We start from the raw sequence: 21500 nt of genomic DNA, 5'->3' as shown, positions 1-21500 counted from the left end.
CTTCAGATTGCCTTAAGACTTTGCGGGCAGGGTGTGACCCGTCGGTGCGGTGACACACCGCACCCCGGCCGCACGAATGACTCGGCAGCCGGCAATGACATTCAAGAGGCCCGTTATGACCCGCGACTCAGCAGTACAACGCTACGGAAAACTCTCAATCACCTTGCACTGGCTGATGCTGGCGTTGTTTGTGGGCGTGTACGCCTGCATCGAAATCAAAGGCCTGCTGCCCAAGGGCCAACCGTTGAGAGCCATGTTTCTCGGGCTGCACGGCCTCTTCGGCTTAAGCATCTTCGCCCTGGTGTGGGTGCGCTTGCTCGGCCGCCTGACGCCTCGGCCACCGATTGCCCCGGCACTGCCCAAATGGCAGACCGGCGTTTCGCACTTGATGCACCTGGCGCTCTACGTATTAATGATCGCCACGCCGCTGCTGGCCTGGCTGATGCTGTCTGCTGGCGGCAAGCCGATGCCCTATTTCGAGTTCTACCTGCCATCGCCAGTGGCGGTCGATCCGGACCTGGCCAAGCAATTCAAGTACTGGCACGAACTGCTGGGCAGCGCGGGTTACTGGCTGATCGGCCTGCACGCAGCGGCGGGGCTGTTTCACCACTACTGGGTCCGCGACAACACCCTGACGCGCATGCTGCCCGGCCGATCCGACAATGCCGTCAACCAGCGTCAGCGATAAACCCGAACCCGGTGTCGGCCAGACACCGGACGCGCTCATTACCACCCCGAGCCCCCGGACCTAACACAATCCCCTGTGGGAGCGAGCCTGCTCGCGATAGCGTCAGACCAGACACCCCATATTCAGGCTCGGATATTTTGCTCGACTGTTGATGCACTTAAACAGGTTTCAAGGCCAGCGTTTAAAGACACTCAGTGTTACGTCCCAACGGCTACAACGCCTTGCGTCATTACCTACGCGTACGCCAGAATCCGCCGGCTTGTGCGCCTGTGGGGCGGGCTATATCGTTTCCCGGTCACTGAAAACAGTGATCGGGTTTGGTAGCCCGGTTTCGTATCACGGCGCATAACATCACCTTTTATGGTGGCCATGCGCGGGGCCCTTTCGAGGGCGCCGGGAACTGATACGACCGGTCTACCAACCCGCGTATGGCCGCCACCTATTCGTTGGTAGCGAGGGTGATGGCACCCTTTTAAATAAACTCGTATCAGGAGTTTTGTTCATGATCAAACCAACACCAAACCCACCGGACACCAATCCAGCATCCCCCTACGAATCCCTCAACTCCAAAAAACTCCACGAAGCCGCCGAACGCGCCCTCGACCACTACCTCAATCCAGGTGCCAACATCATGGCCAGCACCCACGAACCCGAACCCATGTTCCTAGCCAACCCCAAATACGACACCGAATCCCTGCTGGCCAACGCCAGCGAATCACTGGGCTCAGCGACTACCATGCTCAGCAATTTTGCGGCGTTGCTGGATAACTCGCATCGCAAGACGTTGTTGGGGATTACGCAGGTCGTGATGTTGGGGGAATTGGCGGTGAATCAGGCGTTGGATAAGGTTGAGGTGAAGGAGTAGGGGCAAGCCCTCTGTGGCGGTGGGGTAGTCCGTCGTCACAGAGGGAGGGCTAGTCGGCAACTGTATCCATGAGGCTTAGCTTTTGGGCGAAATCGACTCATTGCTGGCTGCTATCGGCCCATTTCAGCTAGTCGCGAAGGGCTGCTTCCGACCCGAGTCAGGTGACTGTGTGCCGCCTACTATGGCGCCTACAGCACAACAAGGGATGGATTGGGGGTAACTCAGGTATAGGATAGGGCCTGATTTTTCCTATGCAGACCATTCATATTAAGGGATTAATGAAATGTACAATTTTAGGCCTATCACGTTCGCAATTGTGGTTGCTGCCCTCGCACCGCATGTAATCCAAGCAGCACAGTGCCCCGATACGCAGTATGAGTCTGGGTACAAAAAGAATAAGCCAACAGTGGCCGCGCCTGAGATGGTCAATATTGTAGGTCCGATTTTTCAAGGAGGAAAAGTCGTCTGTCGCGTATCTTTCGACCTGATGTCGGGAAAGAACAATGTGCTTCATCGCGTAGAGTCGGGAACGCTCAACGGTGCCAAATACCGTTTCTACTACACCGATGGCAGCGGCTCAGTACAAGGGCTGCCGACGAACGTGCTTGATATTCTGAAGGACAACTATGATGAAAACTGGGATCTTCGCTGCATGCAAGATGGCATGAGCGATACTCATTATTGTGCAATGTCCAGAACAGGCCTGATCGTAGGTGTCTCCGGCGCTTCGTCCTATTTTGTGCAGATAGGGAATGATCACTTCCCCGGCTCTTCTATAGCCCTGCGCATCGACAAAGCGGCGCCTGTCACCGCTCCTGCTGATCCTGGCTTTTCCCCACAACAGGAGGCTGCTCTAGTAGCCGCGATGAAAGGGGGGACATCTGTGCTGACCAGGTATGTGGAATGGCCACACGAGTCGAACAAAGACCGAAGCATTAGCCTTTTTGGTTTTGGTACGGCATTGCAGATAATCACGACCTTAAACCAAACTATCCAATGAAGAAGATCTCCACACGTTAGCGACCAACCCAGGTATGCATTGCTGTAGTCATTTACTTATATGAGGCTGCTCCCAACGTCTCGGCGTGCCGAGCTGCTGCTATTGGCCGTTTTCTGCCTTTGGCCAGCGGCGGCTTTGGGTCGGTTTCAGCCGATCGCGACAGGCAGAAATCGGCCATTAGCTGCCATTCATGACAGACAGCAGTCAGCCAAATGAAGACCTTGAAAGTGCCTGGAAACCTAGGGCGAATCAAATCCATCATATTATTCATCCGCAATATGAATTCAGGATGAATGCTTTAATCACGCGAAAACAAATCGTCAATTGGATCGATAGCACTAAATAATCGCTCGGACAAACTCACGCGTTGATCTCTATAAGACTCATAATCTGGCTCATGCTCTGTTTCATTAAAATATTTATCGTAGAATCTATCTACATCAACTAAGTCTACAACACCATCAGCCACACTGGATGAATCATTAGCACCCAACTCGACAGCTTTTTCATCCATTAGCTCCATAAATTTTCTGCGAGCTGCTGATTGCGAACCACCATCAGAAAATACCTCTGCATCTGGAAACTCATCTTCAACTGACGCGATTAGGTAATCCGTGATGACTTGGTCATATGCATCGTAAAGCGATTGATACTCTACAACTTCAAAGCATTTGACAAGCTGACTTAAAATCAGTAATTCGTCATAACTTGGGTCATTGGCAAAGGCTCCAGCCAAGAATGCTTCCACAGTCATTTTATCAACACTGCCACTGCGCAGCGCCCATAAAAGTACTCGTGCCGATGCCAAGAAGGATCGGCAACACTTCTCGCCACAAATAAAATTAATCGCTTTTAAAAGACTTTGGTCTGATAAGTTAAATTTTGTACCAAGCTCAGACCTTGAAATACATAATTGAGCTACAAATTCGGCATTAGACCCAAGGAAATTAACATCTAAAACGGATGAAAAGATATGACCTATCACTTCGGTCGCCACCGGCGTTTTTCAAGGTAGTTGTCGCGTCAACCGTCTAACTATGCCGCTATTTTCTCGATCTGTTGCTCTCGATCCGGGTTCAGCAGCACGGTGCCGATCGGCTCCCAGTTACGCGTCTGGCCTGACCATCGTTCCGGTTTTTTCTCCTTGGCTCGTTCGTACAGCTCATGTCGCCGGGCCAAGACCTGATGATCCAGCCCCCGATGCCGCTCAGCCGGTGTGACGAACCGGATACGACTATGCCGGTGCTCGTTGTTGTACCAGCGCATAAAGTCCCTCACCCAAGCGCGTGAAGCGTCCAAACTGACAAAGCCATCCTGCGGCCATTGCGGGCAGTATTTCAGCGTTCTAAACAGCGACTCCGAGTAGGGATTGTCGTTGCTCACACGCGGCCGGCCCCGCGAGGGCGTGATGCCCAGTTCGTACATCTTGCTCAGCAGCGTCACCGACTTCATCGGCGCGCCGTTGTCCGAGTGCAGCACCAGCGGTTCGTGCAAACACTGCTCTGCGATCACGCTGCGTTGCAGCAGTGCGGCGGCTTTCTCCCCGCTTTCTGCGTCGTAGACCTCCCAGCCCACGGCCTTGCGGCTGTAAATATCCTCGATCAGATAGAGGTAGTAATACTTGCCGCGTATCGGCGAGGGCAGATACGTGATGTCCCATGACCACACCTGATTGGGCGCTTTGGCCGCATGCGTCGTCGGTGCTGCGTGCCTTCTGGGTCGCTGGCTGCGGCCTCGATGTTGCTGTTGGCCTGCCGCACGTAGAACGCGATAAAACGTCGACTCCGACGCCAGATAACACGCTTGATCGGCCAGTCGTGGCACGATCTGGCTCGGCGGCAAGTGGACGTACTCCGGGCTGTTACACAGCGTCACGATGGTCTGACGCTCGACTTCGCTCAGTGCATTTCGCGGTGTTGGCCGTGTGACAGTCGTTCGGGCATCTGCCGGGATAACGTCTGTTTCAGTCCACCGCTGCAAGGTTCGCAGCGATAGACCGACTTCCCGGCAGGCCCTGATTTTTCTGGCGCCTGCCGCGACCGCGCTACCCAGCCAGGCAACGAGCAACTGGCGCTCTGGCAAAGACGTTAGTTGTCCTCGTTGTCGTTCGTCCCCCAGTAGTCGTTGAGCTTTTTTCGCAGCACCAACAACGCGGCTGTTTCAGCGAGCGCCTTGTCTTTGCGGCGCAGTTCGCGCTCAAGTTCCTGGATGCGTTTCTTGTCTTTGCGAGCTTGCTCGCGATCTTCTTTTTGCTGGGCTTTATCTGCCTTCTGACCGTTGATGCAGGCCTGCCGCCAGGCCGTAATTTGCTCAGGGTAAAGGCCTTTGCGGCGGCAGTATTCACCCAGGTCGATCTCGGATAAACCGGCGGCTTCGAGCACGACAGCAAACTTGGTTTCGGCTGACCAGTTTTCGGCCAACGACTTGTTTTCGGACACTGCACTTCCTTCAGAACTGAGCTGCTTGCGCCAGTTGGACAAAGACATTTCGCTGACCCCTTCGCGCCGGGAAACCTCGGCCATCGACAGGTTCTGCGGGGGAAGCAGCATCTTGAGTAATGCGGCTCTGCGTTCAGGTGAATAGTACGGCACGACCAGTCTCTTTCCGCCCCCGATATGCTTTTTAAGGAAAAATCGGAGAGGCGACAACTATCCTGACACCGGGGGCCACGCCAGCACTGATTATCTTGTTATCCTGCATATCCTTCAGCGTCTTCAATGAAGATTGTGTCTTCAGGCTACCAAAGCACTGCCGTAAAACAGGGGTGTTACTGGCATATCTGTTGAGTACGAAGTCACCTAAAGACGGGTTAAATAACCGAACAAAAGGCTGATTTTCGCTTACTACTAATCTCGTGAGCATCGAACCAGATAGGTGACGGAGGTTTAGTAGAAAATCTTTTTTTCCAGTAAGACTGGCGGCTCCTGGATTCTCTAGATATCGCGCAAATGCCTCTGAAAGCTCAGGCTCAGTAATCACGCGCCCGTTCATAGCGACCAGCAAAACCAAGGCACGGCCACAGTCATCCAGTTGCGCTTGAAATGGATGATCCCAGACCTGAGACGGATCATCTAGCAAACCAGCTATATGAGCCCAGTAAGACTCGGATGGGACATCCTCCAATCGCTGGGCATCGGTAATAAATCGGATTAGCCGAGGATTAAAATTCCTATGATCAATAATAGTTCGATAACGTTTATGCGAGTACAACTGCTCAACATATTCAGCATCTATTTCAGAGTGCCAGATATGATTGTAAAGAATTCTCGCCTTATCGATCTTCGCCAAAGATTCAAGTGTAATCTCAAACTCATTTCTATTTATATTTGAGTTGTAGAAAACATCGTTTAAAATTTTTCCTTGATTGAGAATAGTAGTTCGAGATGTCAATACAAATCGCTTTTGGGGATTCTTGACTATGCGCCTAATAAAACCAACAATCTTGGCGCCCTCATGGCCAGAAAGCGCTTCTAGGTAGTTGCGGCCCAAAAAATCATCAAAATAGAAAATTTGCTTTGAGTCAGGGTCGAAGATACTCTCAGCCTCTTTAATATCATCAGAAATGACCGAAAGTTCAAAGCCGTCTGCGACGTACTGTAGGATTAGCTGCCCAGCCAATGTTGTCTTACCAATGCCAGCTGGACCCGTGATGATAACAACACTCGTAGATTCCAGTTTATCAATCGCTTGATTATGATTTACCGTAGCCACATATAGCTTAGAGGCCTCAATTATCTCGCCAAGTTCAAACTGGCTCCTATCATGTATGGGCTTATTAAGCATATACGCAAGAACATTCGAACTAGCAATCCAGAGCTTATAGTGCCGTCTTTCAACATCTGGATACTTCGCGAGCATATCACTCAAATCCTGTCGACCCAGTATATCTGCTGGAGACAAAACAAATGGTGAAAGTTTCTGCATCAAAATTTTTTTATCATTAAGTGAAAGCGAGTGAGACAAGGCTAAGATATATCGACTTGGCGATAATTTCTGAACTTTAAGGCTTTCAGAATCCGCAATAGATTTAACGAGCTTTTCTAACGGCGTCGAAATCCAATGCTTACACTGGAGAATCCACTCATCCCCCTCGGACCTAAAAAAGCGCCCATCCACTCCAGCGTCACGTCCGGGCTTGAATCTTTCGAATCTAACCCCTTCCCTCGCGCTTAGCAGGTCAGCGCAAAAGACTTCGAACTCTTTGTCGTTTAGCCGCGAAAAATCGTAATCGCTCACAAAAGCCTCGCTCAGAAATGGACCACATGCCAGTAAACCGCTCAGCATGAAAGTGTAGTTGATGGAAGCCGCACATGAACCATCGCAGTGATAGCAGCAATGATGCGTGCTTTCTTGGGCTGGTCAGCCATATGACTTAGTGCATTGCTCCAATACAGCAACGCGATGTCGAATAACGGATGATCTGACTGGCCGCTTCTGGCCGTTTTCTGTCGGTCGCCACCGGCAGCTATTGGCCCGAATGCTGCCTGTCACGAAGCTGAAATCGCCCCCAAACGAACGACACAAAGAGTAGTTTTTTTGCGATAACGCGAGAGGTCAGTCCTGACGCCATCGCGAGCAAGCCTCGCTCTTACAGAAGAACGGCGTGTCTCAGGCGAGGATTTCGAATGAGGTGCCGGCAAGGCATTCACCAGAATGCGCACTGCATATTTGCCCACATAGTGCTTGCGCGTGGTGAGCTCCTTGAGCTGCTGACCACGACAGCGGAAAAAAGGGATGGATGTATTTTCCAACAAGGACCGAAAAATATACCAATTCCCGTTTTAGCTTCTCAACTCTCGACACCACCTTTGCCTAGTTAATGCCCCTCCATGCCATGGCCACCAATCCACAGGTAGACTCCCTCACTTCTCATAGCATCGGAGGCATCATGAAGTACATTCTCTGGGTCGTTCTTAGCGGCGCGTCGCCCGTTGTATCGATTGATCATGCTGAGTACGAGAATCTGGAGGCATGTCAGTACGCAGCTGAACAGCTCAAGGAAGAAGTCGGGCAGGGGCAGCTCGCTGTTCACACCAGATGCACACCCAAGAAAAAGACAAAATAAAGCGCGGCCATCAGGCGATGTTGTCATTTTTGATGTGCTGGCAAGATGGGGCTGGGAAGAGCGGGGTGGATTTACTTAGCAGGCAATCGGTGCCTGCATGTGTAGCGGCTGACGAGCAGGGCGAGGCTGCGTTTGAGGACGTGGTCTTCGCAAGCCAGTAAACGCGGTTTGCCTGAAAGAACCCGTTGCTTGATTTCACGACTGCTTCGTAGCCGAACGCAGCCTCGTGCTGCTCGGCAGCTGCTACAAACAAGTTATGCGAGGATTTCGAATGAGGTGCTGGCTAGGCGTTCGCCGTTCACCAGGATGTGCACTGCGTGTTTGCCCACGTAGTGTTTGCGAGTGGTGAGTTCCTTGATCTGTTGACCACGGCTAACCCGTTCAGTCGCCTTGCCAGGCAGTGTCAACGCCTTAAGCTTGAACACTTTCGCCGAAGTCCCCCCATTGGCTTTGACGTAATCAATCGCATAGTCGATCACCAACCGCTGACTCTCCGCCACCGTGGATTTCACCGCAAACGACAACGTAATCTTCTCCCCCAACCGAATCACCGCCGGCTCCACCTTCACCCCAACAATCTCAACCTCCGCTTTACCACTCGCCCCAATAATCGCCAGCGCCCGCTGATTCCCCTGCTTAATCAAACTCCGCAACGCATGCTTGGCAATCCACGCCGTATGCTTGTTCTCCAACGACCATCCCTCAATCAAGTCCAGCACCCACTCCGAATGGTCCTTGGTGATGTCATTCAGGTGATTGGCTACCGACTTGCGCACGTAAAGGCTGTCATCCGCCTTGAGGTTGTCGAGAATCGCAGCCGCCAATGTCGGATCACGCTGAATCTGCTCCAACCGAAACGACCACGGTAACCGCGGTCGGCTGCCTTCGCTGGCCAGACGCCGCACGTGTTCGTTGTCATCCAAAGACCATGCCTGCATCAGCGCCAACGACCGCTTCAGATCGCTGCGCAGAAAATACCGAATCGCAAATTCCGAAGAGCCAAACGCGGTGAAGTACTTGAGTGCCTCCATCGATTTCTCGAAGTCATGCGCGCCATACATCGCCACGTAGTGGGGCAGCGAGATGCTGACGAAGCCGCTGTTGAGGCGGGGGGCGAGGGCGCGCAGGACTTCGAGGGATTCGTCGTAGCCCAGCGGCAGCACGGCGTGCAGGCATTCGCTGAGGCGGGCCATGCGCTGCATGATCGACAGGTCGGCGAGGCCGTCGTTGGCCATTTTCAGGAAGGCTTTGGCGTTGAATGCCGGGTAGACCGCTGTCATTTCGGTGGCGATGTGTTTGAGGCGTTCGGCGTTGAAGATTTCCTTCAGGGCCGGGGCAGGTTGTTCGGCGGCGGTCATGGTCGGGTCCGTTCGAGGGGGCCGGTCAGGTTATCGGGGTACTGAGGAAGGCCTCAAGCTTTTCCGCCTGCGCGGTGAATTCGGCGATGCGCGGGAAGCGTGAGGCGTCGACTTGGTCCGGTGTCACCAGGTTGGTGAAGCTCCAGGCGACGGCGAGGGTGATGCCGTCTTGCCCGATCAAGGCGCCGTTTGCCAGAGGCTGTTTTTCCAGTTCGCGCTCAAGCGCTGAATAGGCTGCGGCGAGTTGGCCTTCGACGCGCTCAACCCAAGGCTGGTATTGAGTTTCGGCGGTGCGCAGGTTGCGTTCGTAGTAAAGCTGCACGGACTTTTCGCACGCCGCCAACCCGAACCCGATCAGGCGCCATGCGCGCAGTCGTTGCTTGAGGTCGCCGGGCATCAGGCTTTTGCCGGGGCCGGCGAGGGCTTCGAGGTAGTCGATGATCAGCGTCGAGTCGATCAACACTTCGCCGTCATCCAGCACCAGGGTCGGCGCCTTGACCACGGGGTTGATCTGCTGGAAGTGCTCGAAGTGGCGGAACACTGAAACCGACTCGTGCTCCAGGTCGATGCCCAAGTGTCTGGCGGAAATGGCCACGCGCCGCACGTAGGGCGAATCCAGCATGCCGATCAGTTTCATTGCGCCGCTCCTTCAGGTGTCCATGTCGGGATGGACTACCTTAGCTGAGGTTCGGCGACCTGCAAACGGCGTTGGCTTAATCCTCGAAACCGACTTGCTCGTGTATCTCGTCGACCTTCAGTTCCAGTCGATAGGCCACGGCGATGAACAGCGCCTGGCACAGGCACAACGTCGCGCTCAGCGAGCGGAAGGCGAAAGAGCTGCCTTCGTTGACCAGCAGCACGGTGTCGGCGCGTTTGGCCAGGGGCGAGAGGTTGCTGTCGGTGATGATCAGGGTTTTCGCCTGGTTGTGCTGGGCGATGCGCAGGCAGTGTTGGGTTTCTTTGCCATAGGGCGTGAAGCTGATGGCGATGACCAGGTCATTGGCGCGCACGCTGCGCATCTGCTCGCGGTAACTGCCGCCGAGGCCGGAGACCAGGTGGATGCGTTTGTTGGTGTGTTGCAGGTTATAGACCAGGTAATCGGCGACGGCGAAGGAGCGGCGCACGCCGACCACGTAGATGTTGTCGGCGTTGACCACCAGGTCCACGGCTTTGTCGAAGGCCTCGTCATCGAGTTCCTGCCCCAGTCGCTCGATGCCGGACAGGGTCGCGTCGATGCACTCGCGGGCGAGGTCGCCGCCGCTGGCTTTCTGCGATTTGTTGGCGATCATGCTGCGAATGCGCTGCTGGTAGTTCTGCACCGGCGTGGTCTTGTGCGTGTACGCCTCGCGGAACAGGGCCTGCATTTCGCTGAAACCGCTGAATCCGAAACGCTGCGAAAACCGCACGATGGCCGACGGGTGGACTTCGCACTCGCGGGCGATGTCGCTGATGCGGTCGACCATGATCCGGTCGCTTTGCTGGCTCATGTAGCTGGCGATGCGTTTGAGCTGGCGCGGCAGGCTTTCGTATTCGTTGGTGATCTGCAGCAGCAGACGCTCGGCATTGATCGGGGGGCTGACGAGATCGCTGTCGGGCGTGCTCTCGGTCGTAGCCGGCTGATCGGTGCGGGACATAGGGAATCCTTCTGGCTTGTTCTTATAGGGCTGACGGTTGCGTCTTCCCCTGACAATAGGTTGGCTGTGCGCAGTCTACAGGGTAGGCCGGAATAAAATCTTGAGCTTGCGGCCGGCATGCGGTTTGCTGAAACGATGCACTGTGTCTGGAATGCTTTTGTAAAAGTTTATTGGAAAAAATATTCCACGTAAAAAATATTTGGAATAATTATTGATTGTTCGGTCCCGGTCGTTTTAGTCTGCATCCCACCAAGAGCGTTCGGCGCCTCCATCGCCCCGAACGCAGGCTGATAAAAATAACAGGAGCCAGCATGGGCCAGACTCGTTTTGCCAGTGGGCGTCAATTGGATCTGATTTGCCTGGGGCGCCTTGGCGTCGACCTCTATGCGCAGCAAGTCGGGGCGCGGCTGGAAGATGTTTCAAGCTTCGCCAAGTACCTCGGTGGATCGTCCGCCAACATCGCCTTCGGCACCGCACGGCTGGGACTCAAGTCAGCGATGTTGAGCCGGGTAGGGGACGACCACATGGGTCGGTTCCTGCTGGAATCCCTGACCCGTGAAGGCTGCGACGTCAGCGGCATCAAGGTTGATCCGGAACGCCTGACCGCCATGGTCCTGCTGGGTCTCAAGGACCGCGAAACCTTTCCATTGGTGTTCTACCGCGAAAACTGCGCCGACATGGCGCTGCGGGCCGAAGACATCAGCGAAGCCTTTATTGCCTCCAGCAAAGCCTTGCTGATCACCGGCACCCATTTCTCTACCGACGGCGTCTACAAGGCGAGCCTCCAGGCGCTGGAATACGCCGAGAAGCACAACGTCAAACGCGTGCTGGACATCGATTATCGCCCGGTGTTGTGGGGGCTGGCGGGCAAGGCTGATGGGGAGACGCGCTTTGTGGCTGACCAGAACGTCAGCCAGCATGTGCAGAAGATCCTGCCGCGTTTCGACCTGATCGTGGGCACTGAAGAGGAGTTTTTGATTGCTGGCGGTTCCGAGGATCTGCTCACTGCGCTGCGTAATGTTCGGCGTTTGAGCGATGCCACGTTGGTGGTAAAGCTTGGGCCGCAGGGTTGCACGGTGATTCACGGGGTGATTCCGGTGCGGCTTGAAGATGGGGCGATTTACCCTGGCGTTCGGGTGGAAGTGCTCAACGTGTTGGGGGCCGGCGATGCCTTTATGTCGGGTTTCCTCAGCGGTTGGCTGGAGGACGCCAGCGATGAGCGTTGCTGCCAGTTGGCTAATGCCTGCGGCGGGCTGGTGGTGTCGCGCCATGCCTGCGCCCCGGCGATGCCGACCCGCGCCGAACTCGATTATTTGTTCAACAGCCCGGTGCCGATTACCCGGCCGGATCAGGACGCGGTGCTGCAGCGTCTGCATCAGGTCAGCGTGCCGCGCAAACAGTGGAAGCAACTGTTCATTTTTGCCTTTGATCACCGTGGGCAACTGGTGGAGCTGGCGCACAAGGGCGGTCGCGACCTGAACGCCATTTGCGAACTCAAGCAACTCTTTATCAAAGCCGTGGAGCGGGTCGAAGCGGATTTGCGTGAGCAAGGGATCGAGGCTGATGTCGGGTTGCTGGCCGATCAGCGTTTCGGCCAGGACTCGCTGAACGCCGCCACCGGTCGTGGCTGGTGGGTGGCGCGACCGGTGGAAGTGCAGGGCTCGCGGCCATTGGCGTTCGAACATGGGCGCTCGATCGGCAGCAACCTGATTGCCTGGCCGCAAGAGCAAATCATCAAGTGCCTGGTGCAATTTCATCCCGATGATGAGCCCTTGCTGCGCCTGGAACAGGAAGCGCAGATCAAGGGTTTGTATGAGGCCTCTCTGGTCAGCGGCCATGAACTGCTGCTGGAAATCATCCCGCCCAAGGATCATCCGTCAACCCATCCGGACGTGCTGTATCGCGCGCTGAAACGCCTCTACAACCTGGGGATTTACCCGGCGTGGTGGAAGATCGAAGCGCAGAGCGCCGAGGAGTGGAAGCAACTCGATGAGCTGATTCAGGAACGTGATCCTTATTGCAGGGGCGTGGTGCTGCTGGGGTTGAATGCGCCGGCGGCGGCGCTGGCCGAAGGGTTTCAGCAAGCGAGCCAGAGCCAGACCTGCCGCGGGTTCGCGGTGGGGAGGACGATCTTCCAGGAACCGAGCCGCGCGTGGCTGGCCGGTGAAATCGATGATGAGGCGCTGATCCGCCAGGTGCAGGGCACCTTCGTCGAACTCATCGATGCCTGGCGCACGGCCCGCGCATGACGCAACACCGCATTACCCCTGTAGGAGCGAGCCTGCTCGCGATAGCTGACAGCCAGTCAACATAAATGGCGCCTGACACACCGCTATCGCGAGCAGGCTCACTCCTACAAGGGGCCCGCGCCGTATTCAATGGTTAGGTACAACAAAAAAAGGTGCAGCCATGCCCGCTATCCGAATTGGCATCAACCCGATTTCCTGGAGCAACGACGATTTGCCGTCCCTCGGTGGCGAGACGCCGCTGAGCACTGCTTTGAGCGAAGGCAAGGAGATCGGTTACGAAGGTTTCGAACTCAACGGTAAATTCCCCAAGGATGCCAAAGGCGTCGGTGATGTGCTGCGGCCTTACGATCTGGCGCTGGTGTCCGGCTGGTATTCCAGCCGTCTGGCGCGCCGTTCCGTGGCCGAGGAAATCGACGCCATTGGCAGTCATGTCGAGTTGCTGGCGAAGAACGGCGCCAAGGTGCTGGTTTACGGCGAAGTGGCTGACTCGATTCAGGGCCAGCGCATCCCCTTGGTGGAACGCCCGCGTTTCCACACCGAACAGGCCTGGCAGGAATACGCCGACAAGCTCACCGAACTGGCACGTTTCACCCTGTCCCAAGGCGTGCGCTTGGCCTATCACCACCACATGGGCGCTTACGTTGAATCCCCGGCCGACATCGACAAGCTGATGGCGTTGACCGGCAGCGAAGTCGGCCTGCTGTTCGATTCGGGCCATTGCTACATGGGTGGCGGCGAGCCGTTGCAGGTGCTGCGCAAACACATCGACCGCATCTGCCACGTGCATTTCAAGGACGTGCGCAAACCGGTGGTGCAACTGGCGCGCAACAACCTGTGGAGCTTTCCCGACTGCATCATCAACGGCACTTTCACCGTGCCCGGCGATGGCGATATCGATTTCGCCGCGCTGCTCGATATATTGCTGGCCAACGATTATCACGGCTGGCTGGTGGTCGAGGCCGAGCAAGACCCGGCCGTGGCGCCGAGCTATGTCTACGCGAAAAAAGGCTACGACACTTTGCGTGCCTTGCTCGACGAGAGGATTGCCTTATGAGCCTGCTGGTCAAAAGCAACGCCCGTGGCCGGACGATGGTCGAGTTGGGCAAAGGTGAGCTGGAATACGTTGGCTTCGCTGCTTACCGCTTAAGCCTGGGCGAAACCTTGCCGGTGGCGGCGGGCGATAAAGAACTGTGCCTGGTGCTGCTCAGCGGCCGGATCAGCCTCAAGGGCGAGGCGCCAGGGCAGGGCGCCTTCAATTGGGACAACCTCGGCGATCGCCAGTCGGTGTTCGAAGACAAATCACCGTTCGCTGCTTTTTTGCCGCCGGGCAGTCAGGCCCAGGTCGTTGCGTTGAGCGATGTGCAGATCGCCGTCTGCGCCGCACCGGGCTCAACCGAAAAAGACCTCGGCCCGCGGCTGATCAAACCTGAAACCATGAAGCGCAGCGTGCGCGGCAAGGGCGCCAACACCCGTTACGTCTGCGACATCCTGCCCAACACCGAGCCCGCCCATTCGCTGCTGGTGGTGGAAGTGCGCACGCCGTCGGGACACTCGTCGAGCTACCCGCCGCACAAACACGACACCGACGACCTGCCGCACCAGAGCTTTCTCGAAGAAACCTATTACCACCAGATCAACCCGCCCCAGGGCTTCGTGTTCCAGCGCGTCTACACCGACGACCGCAGCATCGATCAAGCCATGGCCGTGGAAAACAGCGACCTCGTGGTCGTGCCCAAGGGCTATCACCCGGTCAGCGTGCCTTACGGCTACGAGTCGTATTACCTGAACGTAATGGCCGGCCCGAAACGGGTCTGGCAGTTCCATAACGATCCGCAGCACAGTTGGCTGCTTGATCTCTGAACTAAAAAGCCTGAATTCCAACATTCGAACGGAGAACAAGAACAATGAGCGACGCCCCGGTCATCGGCCATTACATCGACGGTCAAGTGCAAGACAGCGGCAGCGAGCGGTTCAGCAATGTCTTCAACCCAGCGACCGGCAGCGTTCAGGCGCGCGTCGGGCTGGCCAGCGAAAAGACCGTGGACGCCGCCGTTGCCTCGGCCCTGAAAGCGTTCCCGGCCTGGTCCGAGCAGTCGTCCCTGCGCCGTTCACGGGTGATGTTCAAGTTCAAGGAACTGCTCGACCGTCATCACGATGAACTGGCCGAAATCATCAGCCGCGAACACGGCAAGGTGTTCTCAGACGCCAAGGGCGAAGTGACCCGAGGCATCGAAATCGTCGAATACGCCTGCGGTGCGCCGAGCCTGCTGAAAACCGAGTTCAGCGACAACATCGGTGGCGGCATTGATAACTGGAACCTGCGTCAGCCGCTGGGTGTTTGCGCCGGCGTCACGCCGTTCAACTTCCCGGTGATGGTGCCGCTGTGGATGATCCCGCTGGCGCTGGTCACCGGTAACTGCTTCATCCTCAAACCCTCCGAACGCGACCCGTCCGCCAGTTTGTTGATGGCGCGTTTACTGACCGAAGCCGGTTTGCCGGACGGCGTGTTCAACGTGGTCCAGGGCGACAAGACAGCGGTCGATGCGCTGCTGCAACACCCGGACATCGAGGCGATTTCCTTTGTTGGCTCGACACCGATTGCCGAGTACATCCACCAGCAAGCCACCTCGCGCGGCAAGCGGGTGCAGGCGCTGGGCGGGGCGAAGAATCACATGATCGTCATGCCCGACGCGGATCTGGATCAGGCCGCAGACGCCCTGATCGGCGCGGCTTACGGCTCGGCTGGCGAGCGCTGCATGGCGATCTCGATTGCCGTGGCGGTGGGCGATGTTGCTGACCAGTTGATTGCCAAACTGCTGCCGCGCATCGATCAACTCAAGGTCGGCAATGGCATGCAGGGCGACAGCGACATGGGGCCGTTGGTGACGGCCGAACACAAGGCCAAGGTCGAAGGCTTCATAGATGAAGGCGTGGCCCAAGGCGCGCAGCTGATTGTCGACGGTCGCGGGTTCAAGGTGCCGGGCGCGGAGAACGGCTTCTTCGTCGGCGCGACGTTGTTCGATCACGTTACGACCGAGATGAGCATTTATCAGCAGGAGATCTTCGGGCCGGTCTTGGGCATCGTCCGTGTCCCGGACTTCGCCAGCGCGGTGGCGTTGATCAACGCCCACGAATTCGGCAACGGCGTGTCGTGTTTCACCAGCGACGGCGGCATTGCTCGCGCGTTTGCTCGCACCATCAAGGTCGGCATGGTCGGCATCAACGTGCCGATTCCGGTGCCCATGGCCTGGCACTCGTTCGGCGGCTGGAAGCGCTCGCTGTTCGGCGATCATCACGCCTATGGCGAAGAAGGCATCCGCTTCTACAGCCGCTACAAAAGCGTGATGCAACGCTGGCCCGACAGCATCGCCAAGGGCCCTGAATTCAGCATGCCGACGGCCAAGTGATTCACCTGTGCGGAGAACAATAACAATGAGCAAACCCCTGCGTTTCGCCCTGAACCGTGTGGTCGCCCCACGTTTGTCACTGCCGGCGTTCATCGACCTGGCGGTGGCCCTCAAGGCTGACGCCATCGAGATCCGCAACGACCTGCAAGGCGTCGAGATCGAAGACGGCACCGCGCCCGAGCGCGTCCGTGAGTTGTGCGCGGCCCAAGGCATCAGCGTGCTGTCGATCAACGCGTTGTACCCGTTTGATGTGTGGAATGACGAGCGCCGGGCGCAGGCCTTCAAACTTGCGGCTTATGCCCGAGAGTGCGGCGCGCAGGGTTTGGTCATGTGTCCGCTGAATGATCGTACCGATACGCGCAACGAAGCCGAACGCGCCGCCGGCTTGCGCACCGCCTTGAGTGAACTGGCGCCGATCCTGCGCGATCACGGCATTCTCGGTTTCATCGAGCCGCTGGGCTTCGAGGAATGCTCGCTGCGGCTTAAACGCACGGCGGTGGAGGCGATCAAGGCTGTCGGTGGGCTGGATGTGTTCCGGTTGGTGCACGACACCTTTCACCATCACCTGGCCGGCGAAACCGAATTTTTCCCCGAACTGACCGGGTTGGTGCACCTTTCCGGCGTCGAAGATGCCGAGGCACCGTTGGCGACAATCCGCGACGGCCATCGGGTGCTGGTGGGCGAGGGCGACATCCTCGGTAACGCCGCGCAAATTGACAGCTTGCTCAGCGGCGGTTACAGCGGCTACCTGTCGTTCGAGCCGTTTGCCGACAGCGTCCATGGCCTGGCCGATATCGAACAGGCGATCGGCGCGAGCATGAACCACCTGCAAAAATCTCAAGGCTAATGAAGATCCCCTGTGGGAGCGGGCTTGCTCGCGAAAGCGGTGTGTCAGGCGACTTAGATGTTGAATGTGCCGCCGCTTTCGCGAGCAAGCCCGCTCCCACGAAGGTTTCTTCGTGTATTGAAGGATCGGTTATGACCACAACAAGACTGACCATGGCCCAGGCCCTGGTGAAATTCCTCGATAACCAGTACATCGAGGTCGACGGGGTCCAGAGCAAATTCATCGCCGGGATCTTTACCATTTTCGGTCACGGCAACGTGCTCGGCCTTGGGCAAGCCCTGGAGCAGGACAGCGGCGACCTGATCGTCCATCAAGGCCGCAACGAGCAAGGCATGGCCCACGCCGCCATCGGTTTCGCCAAGCAAAACCTGCGGCGCAAAATCTACGCCTGTACCTCATCCGTAGGCCCAGGCGCCGCGAACATGCTGACCGCCGCCGCGACAGCCACCGCCAACCGCATTCCCTTGCTGCTGTTGCCCGGCGATGTCTACGCCTGCCGCCAGCCGGACCCGGTGCTGCAACAGATCGAACAGTTCCACGACTTGAGCATCAGCACCAACGATGCGTTCAAGGCCGTGAGCAAATATTGGGACCGTATCAATCGTCCCGAGCAGTTGATGACTGCGGCGATTCACGCCATGCGCGTGCTCACCGACCCTGCCGAAACCGGCGCCGTGACTCTGGCCTTGCCACAAGACGTGCAAGCCGAAGCTTACGATTACCCCGATTATTTCCTGCAAAAACGCGTGCATCGCATCGAGCGGCGTCCGGCCACCGAAGCGATGCTCGGCGATGCGTTGGCGCTGTTTAAAGGCAAGCGCAAGCCGCTGATCATTTGCGGTGGCGGGGTCAAATACTCCGGGGCCAACGCGGCGTTGCAGGCGTTTGCCGAGCGCTTCGACATTCCCTTCGCCGAAACCCAGGCTGGCAAGAGTGCGGTCGTGTCCAGCCATCCGCTGAACGTTGGCGGGATCGGCGAAACCGGCTGTCTGGCGGCGAACCTGCTGGCCAGGGAGGCGGACCTGATCATTGGCGTCGGCACCCGCTACAGCGATTTCACCACCGCGTCGAAATCCCTGTTCCAGCACCCGGACGTGCAATTTCTCAACCTCAACATCAGCCCCTGCGATGCCCTCAAGCTCGATGGCGTGCAACTGCTGGCGGATGCCAAAACCGGCTTGCAGGCCTTGGCCGAAGCCTTGGGCGATTACCGTTCCGCGTGGGGCGATCAACCGCGTCAGGCCAAGGCTCAGTTGGATGATGAAGTCGATCGGCTCTATCAGATTGAGTACCAGCGCCAAGACTTTACCCCGGAAATCAACGACTCCATGGACCCGGCGGTCCTGCGCGAGTTCATCGAGCTGACCGGCTCGTGCCTGACCCAGAGTCGGGTGCTAGGCGTGCTCAACCAAACCCTCGCCGATGACGCGGTGATCGTCGCCGCCGCCGGCAGCCTGCCCGGTGACTTGCAGCGCAGCTGGCGCAGCAAGGGCGTGAACACCTATCACGTCGAGTACGGTTATTCGTGCATGGGCTACGAGGTCAACGCCGCATTGGGCGTGAAGCTCGCCGAGCCTGAGCGTGAGGTCTATGCGCTGGTCGGCGATGGCTCATACATGATGCTGCACTCGGAGCTGGCGACGTCGATTCAGGAGCGCCGCAAGATCAACGTGGTGCTGCTCGACAACATGACCTTCGGCTGCATCAACAACTTGCAGATGGGCAGCGGCATGGACAGCTTCGGCACGGAGTTCCGCTTCCGTAACCCGGACACCGGCAAGCTCGATGGCGGTTTTGTGCCGGTGGATTTCGCCATGAGCGCGGCGGCCTATGGTTGCAAGACTTACAAAGTGAACACCGTTGAGGAGCTGCAAGCGGCGCTGGCCGATGCGCGCTTGCAGACCGTATCGACGCTGATCGACATCAAGGTCCTGCCCAAGACCATGATTCACGGCTACCTGTCGTGGTGGCGGGTCGGCGTGGCGCAAGTCTCCACCAGCGCCCGCACCCATGAAGTGGCCAAGACCCTGAATGAACGACTGGCCAAGGCTCGCCAGTACTGACTGCTCGACAAAAATTCCAACAGGAGATCAGAAATGTCTTTGAAACTGGGTGTTATCGGTACCGGGGCCATCGGCCAGGATCACATTCGTCGTTGCAGCCAGACCTTGCTCAACAGTCAGGTGGTCGCCGTCACCGACATCAATTTGCAGCAAGCCGCCAAGGTCGTGTCCGACCTGAAACTGACCGCCGAGGTCTACCCCGACGGCCACGCGTTGATCAACGCGCCGGAAGTCGAAGCGATCCTCGTCACCTCCTGGGGGCCGAGCCACGAAGCGTTCGTGCTGGCGGCGATTGCGGCGGGCAAACCGGTGTTCTGCGAAAAGCCCCTGGCCGTCACCGCTGAAGGCTGCCGCAACATCGTCGAGGCCGAAGTGGCCTACGGCAAGCGCCTGGTGCAGGTCGGTTTCATGCGGCCGTATGACGAAGGCTATCGCGCACTCAAAGCGGTGATCGACAGCGGCCAGATCGGCGAGCCGCTGATGCTCCATTGCGCGCACCGCAACCCGACCGTGGGCGAGAACTACAAGACCGACATGGCGATTACCGACACGCTGATCCATGAACTCGACGTGTTGCGCTGGTTGCTCGACGACGATTACGTCTCGGTGCAGGTCGTATTCCCACGCAAGTCCAGCAAAGCGCTCGCGCATTTGAAAGACCCGCAGATTGTGTTGCTGGAAACCGCCAAGGGCACGCGCATCGATGTGGAAGTGTTCGTCAATTGCCAGTACGGCTACGACATTCAGTGCGAAGTGGTGGGGGAGACCGGCATCGCCAAACTGCCGGAGCCTTCGCAGGTTCAACTGCGCAGCGGCGCGAAGCTGTCGAACGCGATTCTGATGGACTGGAAGGATCGCTTCATTGCCGCCTACGACGTTGAGTTGCAGGCGTTCATTGATGGCGTGCGAGCGGGGCAGGTCGGTGGCCCGTCAGCATGGGATGGCTTCGCCGCAGCCGTCGCTGCCGACGCCTGTATCGAAGCCCAAAACAGCGGGGCAATCGTCAAAGTCGCACTTCCAGACCGCCCACACTTCTACGCCTAACGAGGATCCCCTGTGGGAGCGGGCTTGCTCGCGAAAGCGGTGGCACAGTCAACATCAATGCCGCCTGATGCACCGCCTTCGCGAGCAAGCCCGCTCCCACAGGGTCCGCGTACAGCCCGTGACTATATAAGGAGAATCCACTCATGCGCATCGGACTTGTCGGTTACGGCCATGGCGGCCGGTTTTTCCATGCTCCGCTGATCAGCAGCCTGCCGGCGGCGACGTTCGTGGGCGTGGTCACTCGCTCCCCGGAACGCCGACAGTTGCTGGCGACCGAGCACCCCGGCGTGCCGGCCTTTGACAGCATCGGCCAACTGGTGGAAGCCGGCGTCGATGTGCTGGTGATTTCCACGCCGCTCAAGGGCCGACCGGCGCTGGTGCTCGACGGTATCGAACACGGCGTGGCGGTGGTCAGCGACAAGCCCTTCGCGGCCGATGCGCAGCAAGCCCAAACCCTGATCACCATGGCCGAGCGCCAGGGCGTGCAGCTCAGCGTCTACCAGAACCGCCGCTGGGACTCGGACTTCCTCACCGTGCGCAAACTCATCGAGTCCGGCGCTCTGGGCCGTGTCACCCGTTTCGAGTCGCGGATCGAGCGTTACTCGCCACAGTCGGTAAACAACGGCAGTGGCGGTGGCTTCCTGCGTGATTTGGGCAGCCACCTGGTGGATCAGGCGTTGCTGTTGTTCGGCGAGGTGACACGGGTGTACGCCGAACTGGATTACCTGGAAAAGGACCAGGTCTTCGACAACGGCTTCTTTCTGTCCCTGACCCATGCCAGTGGCGTCACCTCCCATCTGGCCGGCAGTTGCCTGCAAAACACCCCCGGCCCGCGTTTTCGCGTGACCGGCACTCAAGGTTGTTACAGCGTCGATGGTCTGGACGGGCAGGAAGCCTCGGCGCTCGCCGGGCGGTCGCCGAAATCCGAGGGTGAACGCTGGGGCGTGGAAGAGCATCGCCGCTGGGGCTGGTTCGAACAGGGCGAAGTGCGTGAGCGGGTGCCGTCGGAGCGCGGGTGCTGGAATCAGTTCTATTTGCAGCTACAAACCGCGTTACAGAGCGGTGGCCCACTGCCCGTGGAAGCCCGTGATGCACTGGCGACCACCCGCGTTCTAGACGCTGCGCGGCTGAGCTTTGAGCGCCGTCAGGTGGTGGAATTGGGCGCGTTTGAGCGCCCTGGAATAAAATCAGAATAAAATTCTAAAATGAGTTGATATAGAAATAATATTCCAATAAAGTCATTTCCAGCGAACTGCCTCGCACAGGTTTTAAACGCTTTG

The 21500-nt window shown here is 57.6% G+C and carries 18 protein-coding genes; 12 read left to right on the top strand and 6 right to left on the bottom strand.

What is annotated here, in order from left to right; all coding sequences use genetic code 11:
- The first annotated feature begins 115 nt into the window (after nt 1-115).
- The 3 genes from ACA068_RS17070 to ACA068_RS17060 all read left to right on the top strand — a co-directional run bounded on the left by ACA068_RS17070 (nt 116) and on the right by ACA068_RS17060 (nt 2553).
- On the top strand, nt 116-688 hold the full coding sequence (locus ACA068_RS17070; protein ID WP_497303400.1) for a cytochrome b: 573 nt from the start codon (nt 116-118) through the stop codon (nt 686-688).
- Nucleotides 689-1190: 502 nt separating this feature from the next.
- Nucleotides 1191-1553 carry a DUF6124 family protein gene (locus ACA068_RS17065; protein ID WP_497303398.1) on the top strand — a complete coding sequence of 121 codons (363 nt, stop codon included), beginning with the start codon at nt 1191-1193 and terminating at the stop codon, nt 1551-1553.
- Nucleotides 1554-1836: 283 nt separating this feature from the next.
- The gene (locus ACA068_RS17060; protein ID WP_497303396.1) at nt 1837-2553 is read left to right on the top strand and encodes a hypothetical protein; all 717 of its coding nucleotides are present in this window, start codon (nt 1837-1839) and stop codon (nt 2551-2553) included.
- Between the two features lie 298 nt (nt 2554-2851).
- Here the strand turns inward: ACA068_RS17060 and ACA068_RS17055 are convergent, their stop codons facing one another.
- The 3 genes from ACA068_RS17055 to ACA068_RS17045 form a co-directional block, all read right to left on the bottom strand.
- On the bottom strand, nt 2852-3550 hold the full coding sequence (locus tag ACA068_RS17055) for a hypothetical protein (protein WP_497303395.1): 699 nt from the start codon (nt 3548-3550) through the stop codon (nt 2852-2854).
- 38 nt (nt 3551-3588) lie between these two features.
- A protein-coding gene (locus ACA068_RS17050; RefSeq protein ID WP_497303394.1) for an IS3 family transposase occupies nt 3589-5144 on the bottom strand; the annotation gives its coding sequence in 2 pieces (ribosomal slippage) (nt 3589-4677 and nt 4680-5144; 1554 coding nt in all).
- Nucleotides 5145-5175: 31 nt separating this feature from the next.
- Nucleotides 5176-6789 (bottom strand): nSTAND3 domain-containing NTPase, encoded by a 1614-nt coding sequence (locus ACA068_RS17045; RefSeq protein WP_497303392.1) that lies wholly within the window; start codon nt 6787-6789, stop codon nt 5176-5178.
- A 652-nt stretch (nt 6790-7441) separates the two neighbouring features.
- Here ACA068_RS17045 and ACA068_RS17040 point away from each other — a divergent pair.
- Nucleotides 7442-7618 carry a hypothetical protein gene (locus tag ACA068_RS17040; protein ID WP_497303390.1) on the top strand — a complete coding sequence of 59 codons (177 nt, stop codon included), beginning with the start codon at nt 7442-7444 and terminating at the stop codon, nt 7616-7618.
- A 254-nt stretch (nt 7619-7872) separates the two neighbouring features.
- On the opposite strand, the gene ACA068_RS17035 is transcribed toward ACA068_RS17040, so the two are convergent.
- From ACA068_RS17035 to ACA068_RS17025, 3 genes are all read right to left on the bottom strand, one after another.
- Nucleotides 7873-8976: a DNA alkylation repair protein gene (locus ACA068_RS17035; RefSeq protein ID WP_497303389.1), complete on the bottom strand. Its 1104-nt coding sequence runs from the start codon at nt 8974-8976 to the stop codon at nt 7873-7875.
- Nucleotides 8977-9001: 25 nt separating this feature from the next.
- Nucleotides 9002-9613 (bottom strand): glutathione S-transferase family protein, encoded by a 612-nt coding sequence (locus ACA068_RS17030; protein WP_497303388.1) that lies wholly within the window; start codon nt 9611-9613, stop codon nt 9002-9004.
- Between the two features lie 76 nt (nt 9614-9689).
- Entirely contained in the window at nt 9690-10610 is a 921-nt protein-coding gene (locus tag ACA068_RS17025) for a MurR/RpiR family transcriptional regulator (RefSeq protein ID WP_497303386.1), read from the bottom strand.
- A gap of 311 nt (nt 10611-10921) precedes the next feature.
- On the opposite strand from ACA068_RS17025, the gene ACA068_RS17020 reads away from it, so the two are divergent.
- The 8 genes from ACA068_RS17020 (at nt 10922) to ACA068_RS16985 (ending at nt 21416) form a co-directional block, all read left to right on the top strand.
- A complete protein-coding gene (locus tag ACA068_RS17020) occupies nt 10922-12859 on the top strand; it encodes a bifunctional 5-dehydro-2-deoxygluconokinase/5-dehydro-2-deoxyphosphogluconate aldolase (RefSeq protein ID WP_497303384.1) in 1938 nt (645 codons plus the stop codon).
- Between the two features lie 160 nt (nt 12860-13019).
- Entirely contained in the window at nt 13020-13913 is an 894-nt protein-coding gene (gene iolE, locus ACA068_RS17015) for a myo-inosose-2 dehydratase (RefSeq protein WP_497303383.1), read from the top strand.
- On the top strand, nt 13910-14719 hold the full coding sequence (iolB, locus tag ACA068_RS17010) for a 5-deoxy-glucuronate isomerase (protein ID WP_497303381.1): 810 nt from the start codon (nt 13910-13912) through the stop codon (nt 14717-14719). Before iolE ends, iolB begins: the two co-directional genes overlap by 4 nt.
- Nucleotides 14720-14763: 44 nt before the next feature.
- The gene (locus ACA068_RS17005) at nt 14764-16266 is read left to right on the top strand and encodes a CoA-acylating methylmalonate-semialdehyde dehydrogenase (protein WP_497303379.1); all 1503 of its coding nucleotides are present in this window, start codon (nt 14764-14766) and stop codon (nt 16264-16266) included.
- 25 nt (nt 16267-16291) lie between these two features.
- The gene (locus tag ACA068_RS17000) at nt 16292-17113 is read left to right on the top strand and encodes a TIM barrel protein (protein ID WP_497303378.1); all 822 of its coding nucleotides are present in this window, start codon (nt 16292-16294) and stop codon (nt 17111-17113) included.
- Between the two features lie 131 nt (nt 17114-17244).
- Nucleotides 17245-19176, top strand: coding sequence for a 3D-(3,5/4)-trihydroxycyclohexane-1,2-dione acylhydrolase (decyclizing) (gene iolD, locus ACA068_RS16995; RefSeq protein ID WP_497303376.1), 1932 nt, complete (start codon nt 17245-17247; stop codon nt 19174-19176).
- A 33-nt stretch (nt 19177-19209) separates the two neighbouring features.
- Complete coding sequence (iolG, locus tag ACA068_RS16990) at nt 19210-20220, top strand: bifunctional inositol 2-dehydrogenase/D-chiro-inositol 1-dehydrogenase (protein ID WP_497303375.1); 1011 nt, start codon at nt 19210-19212, stop codon at nt 20218-20220.
- 143 nt (nt 20221-20363) lie between these two features.
- Nucleotides 20364-21416, top strand: a complete 1053-nt coding sequence (locus tag ACA068_RS16985; protein ID WP_497303374.1) for a Gfo/Idh/MocA family protein — start codon at nt 20364-20366, stop codon at nt 21414-21416.
- Nucleotides 21417-21500 lie beyond the last annotated feature (84 nt).

This window comes from Pseudomonas sp. LBUM1660 (assembly GCF_059695935.1).
This window is presented reverse-complemented; position numbering and strand designations above follow the sequence as displayed.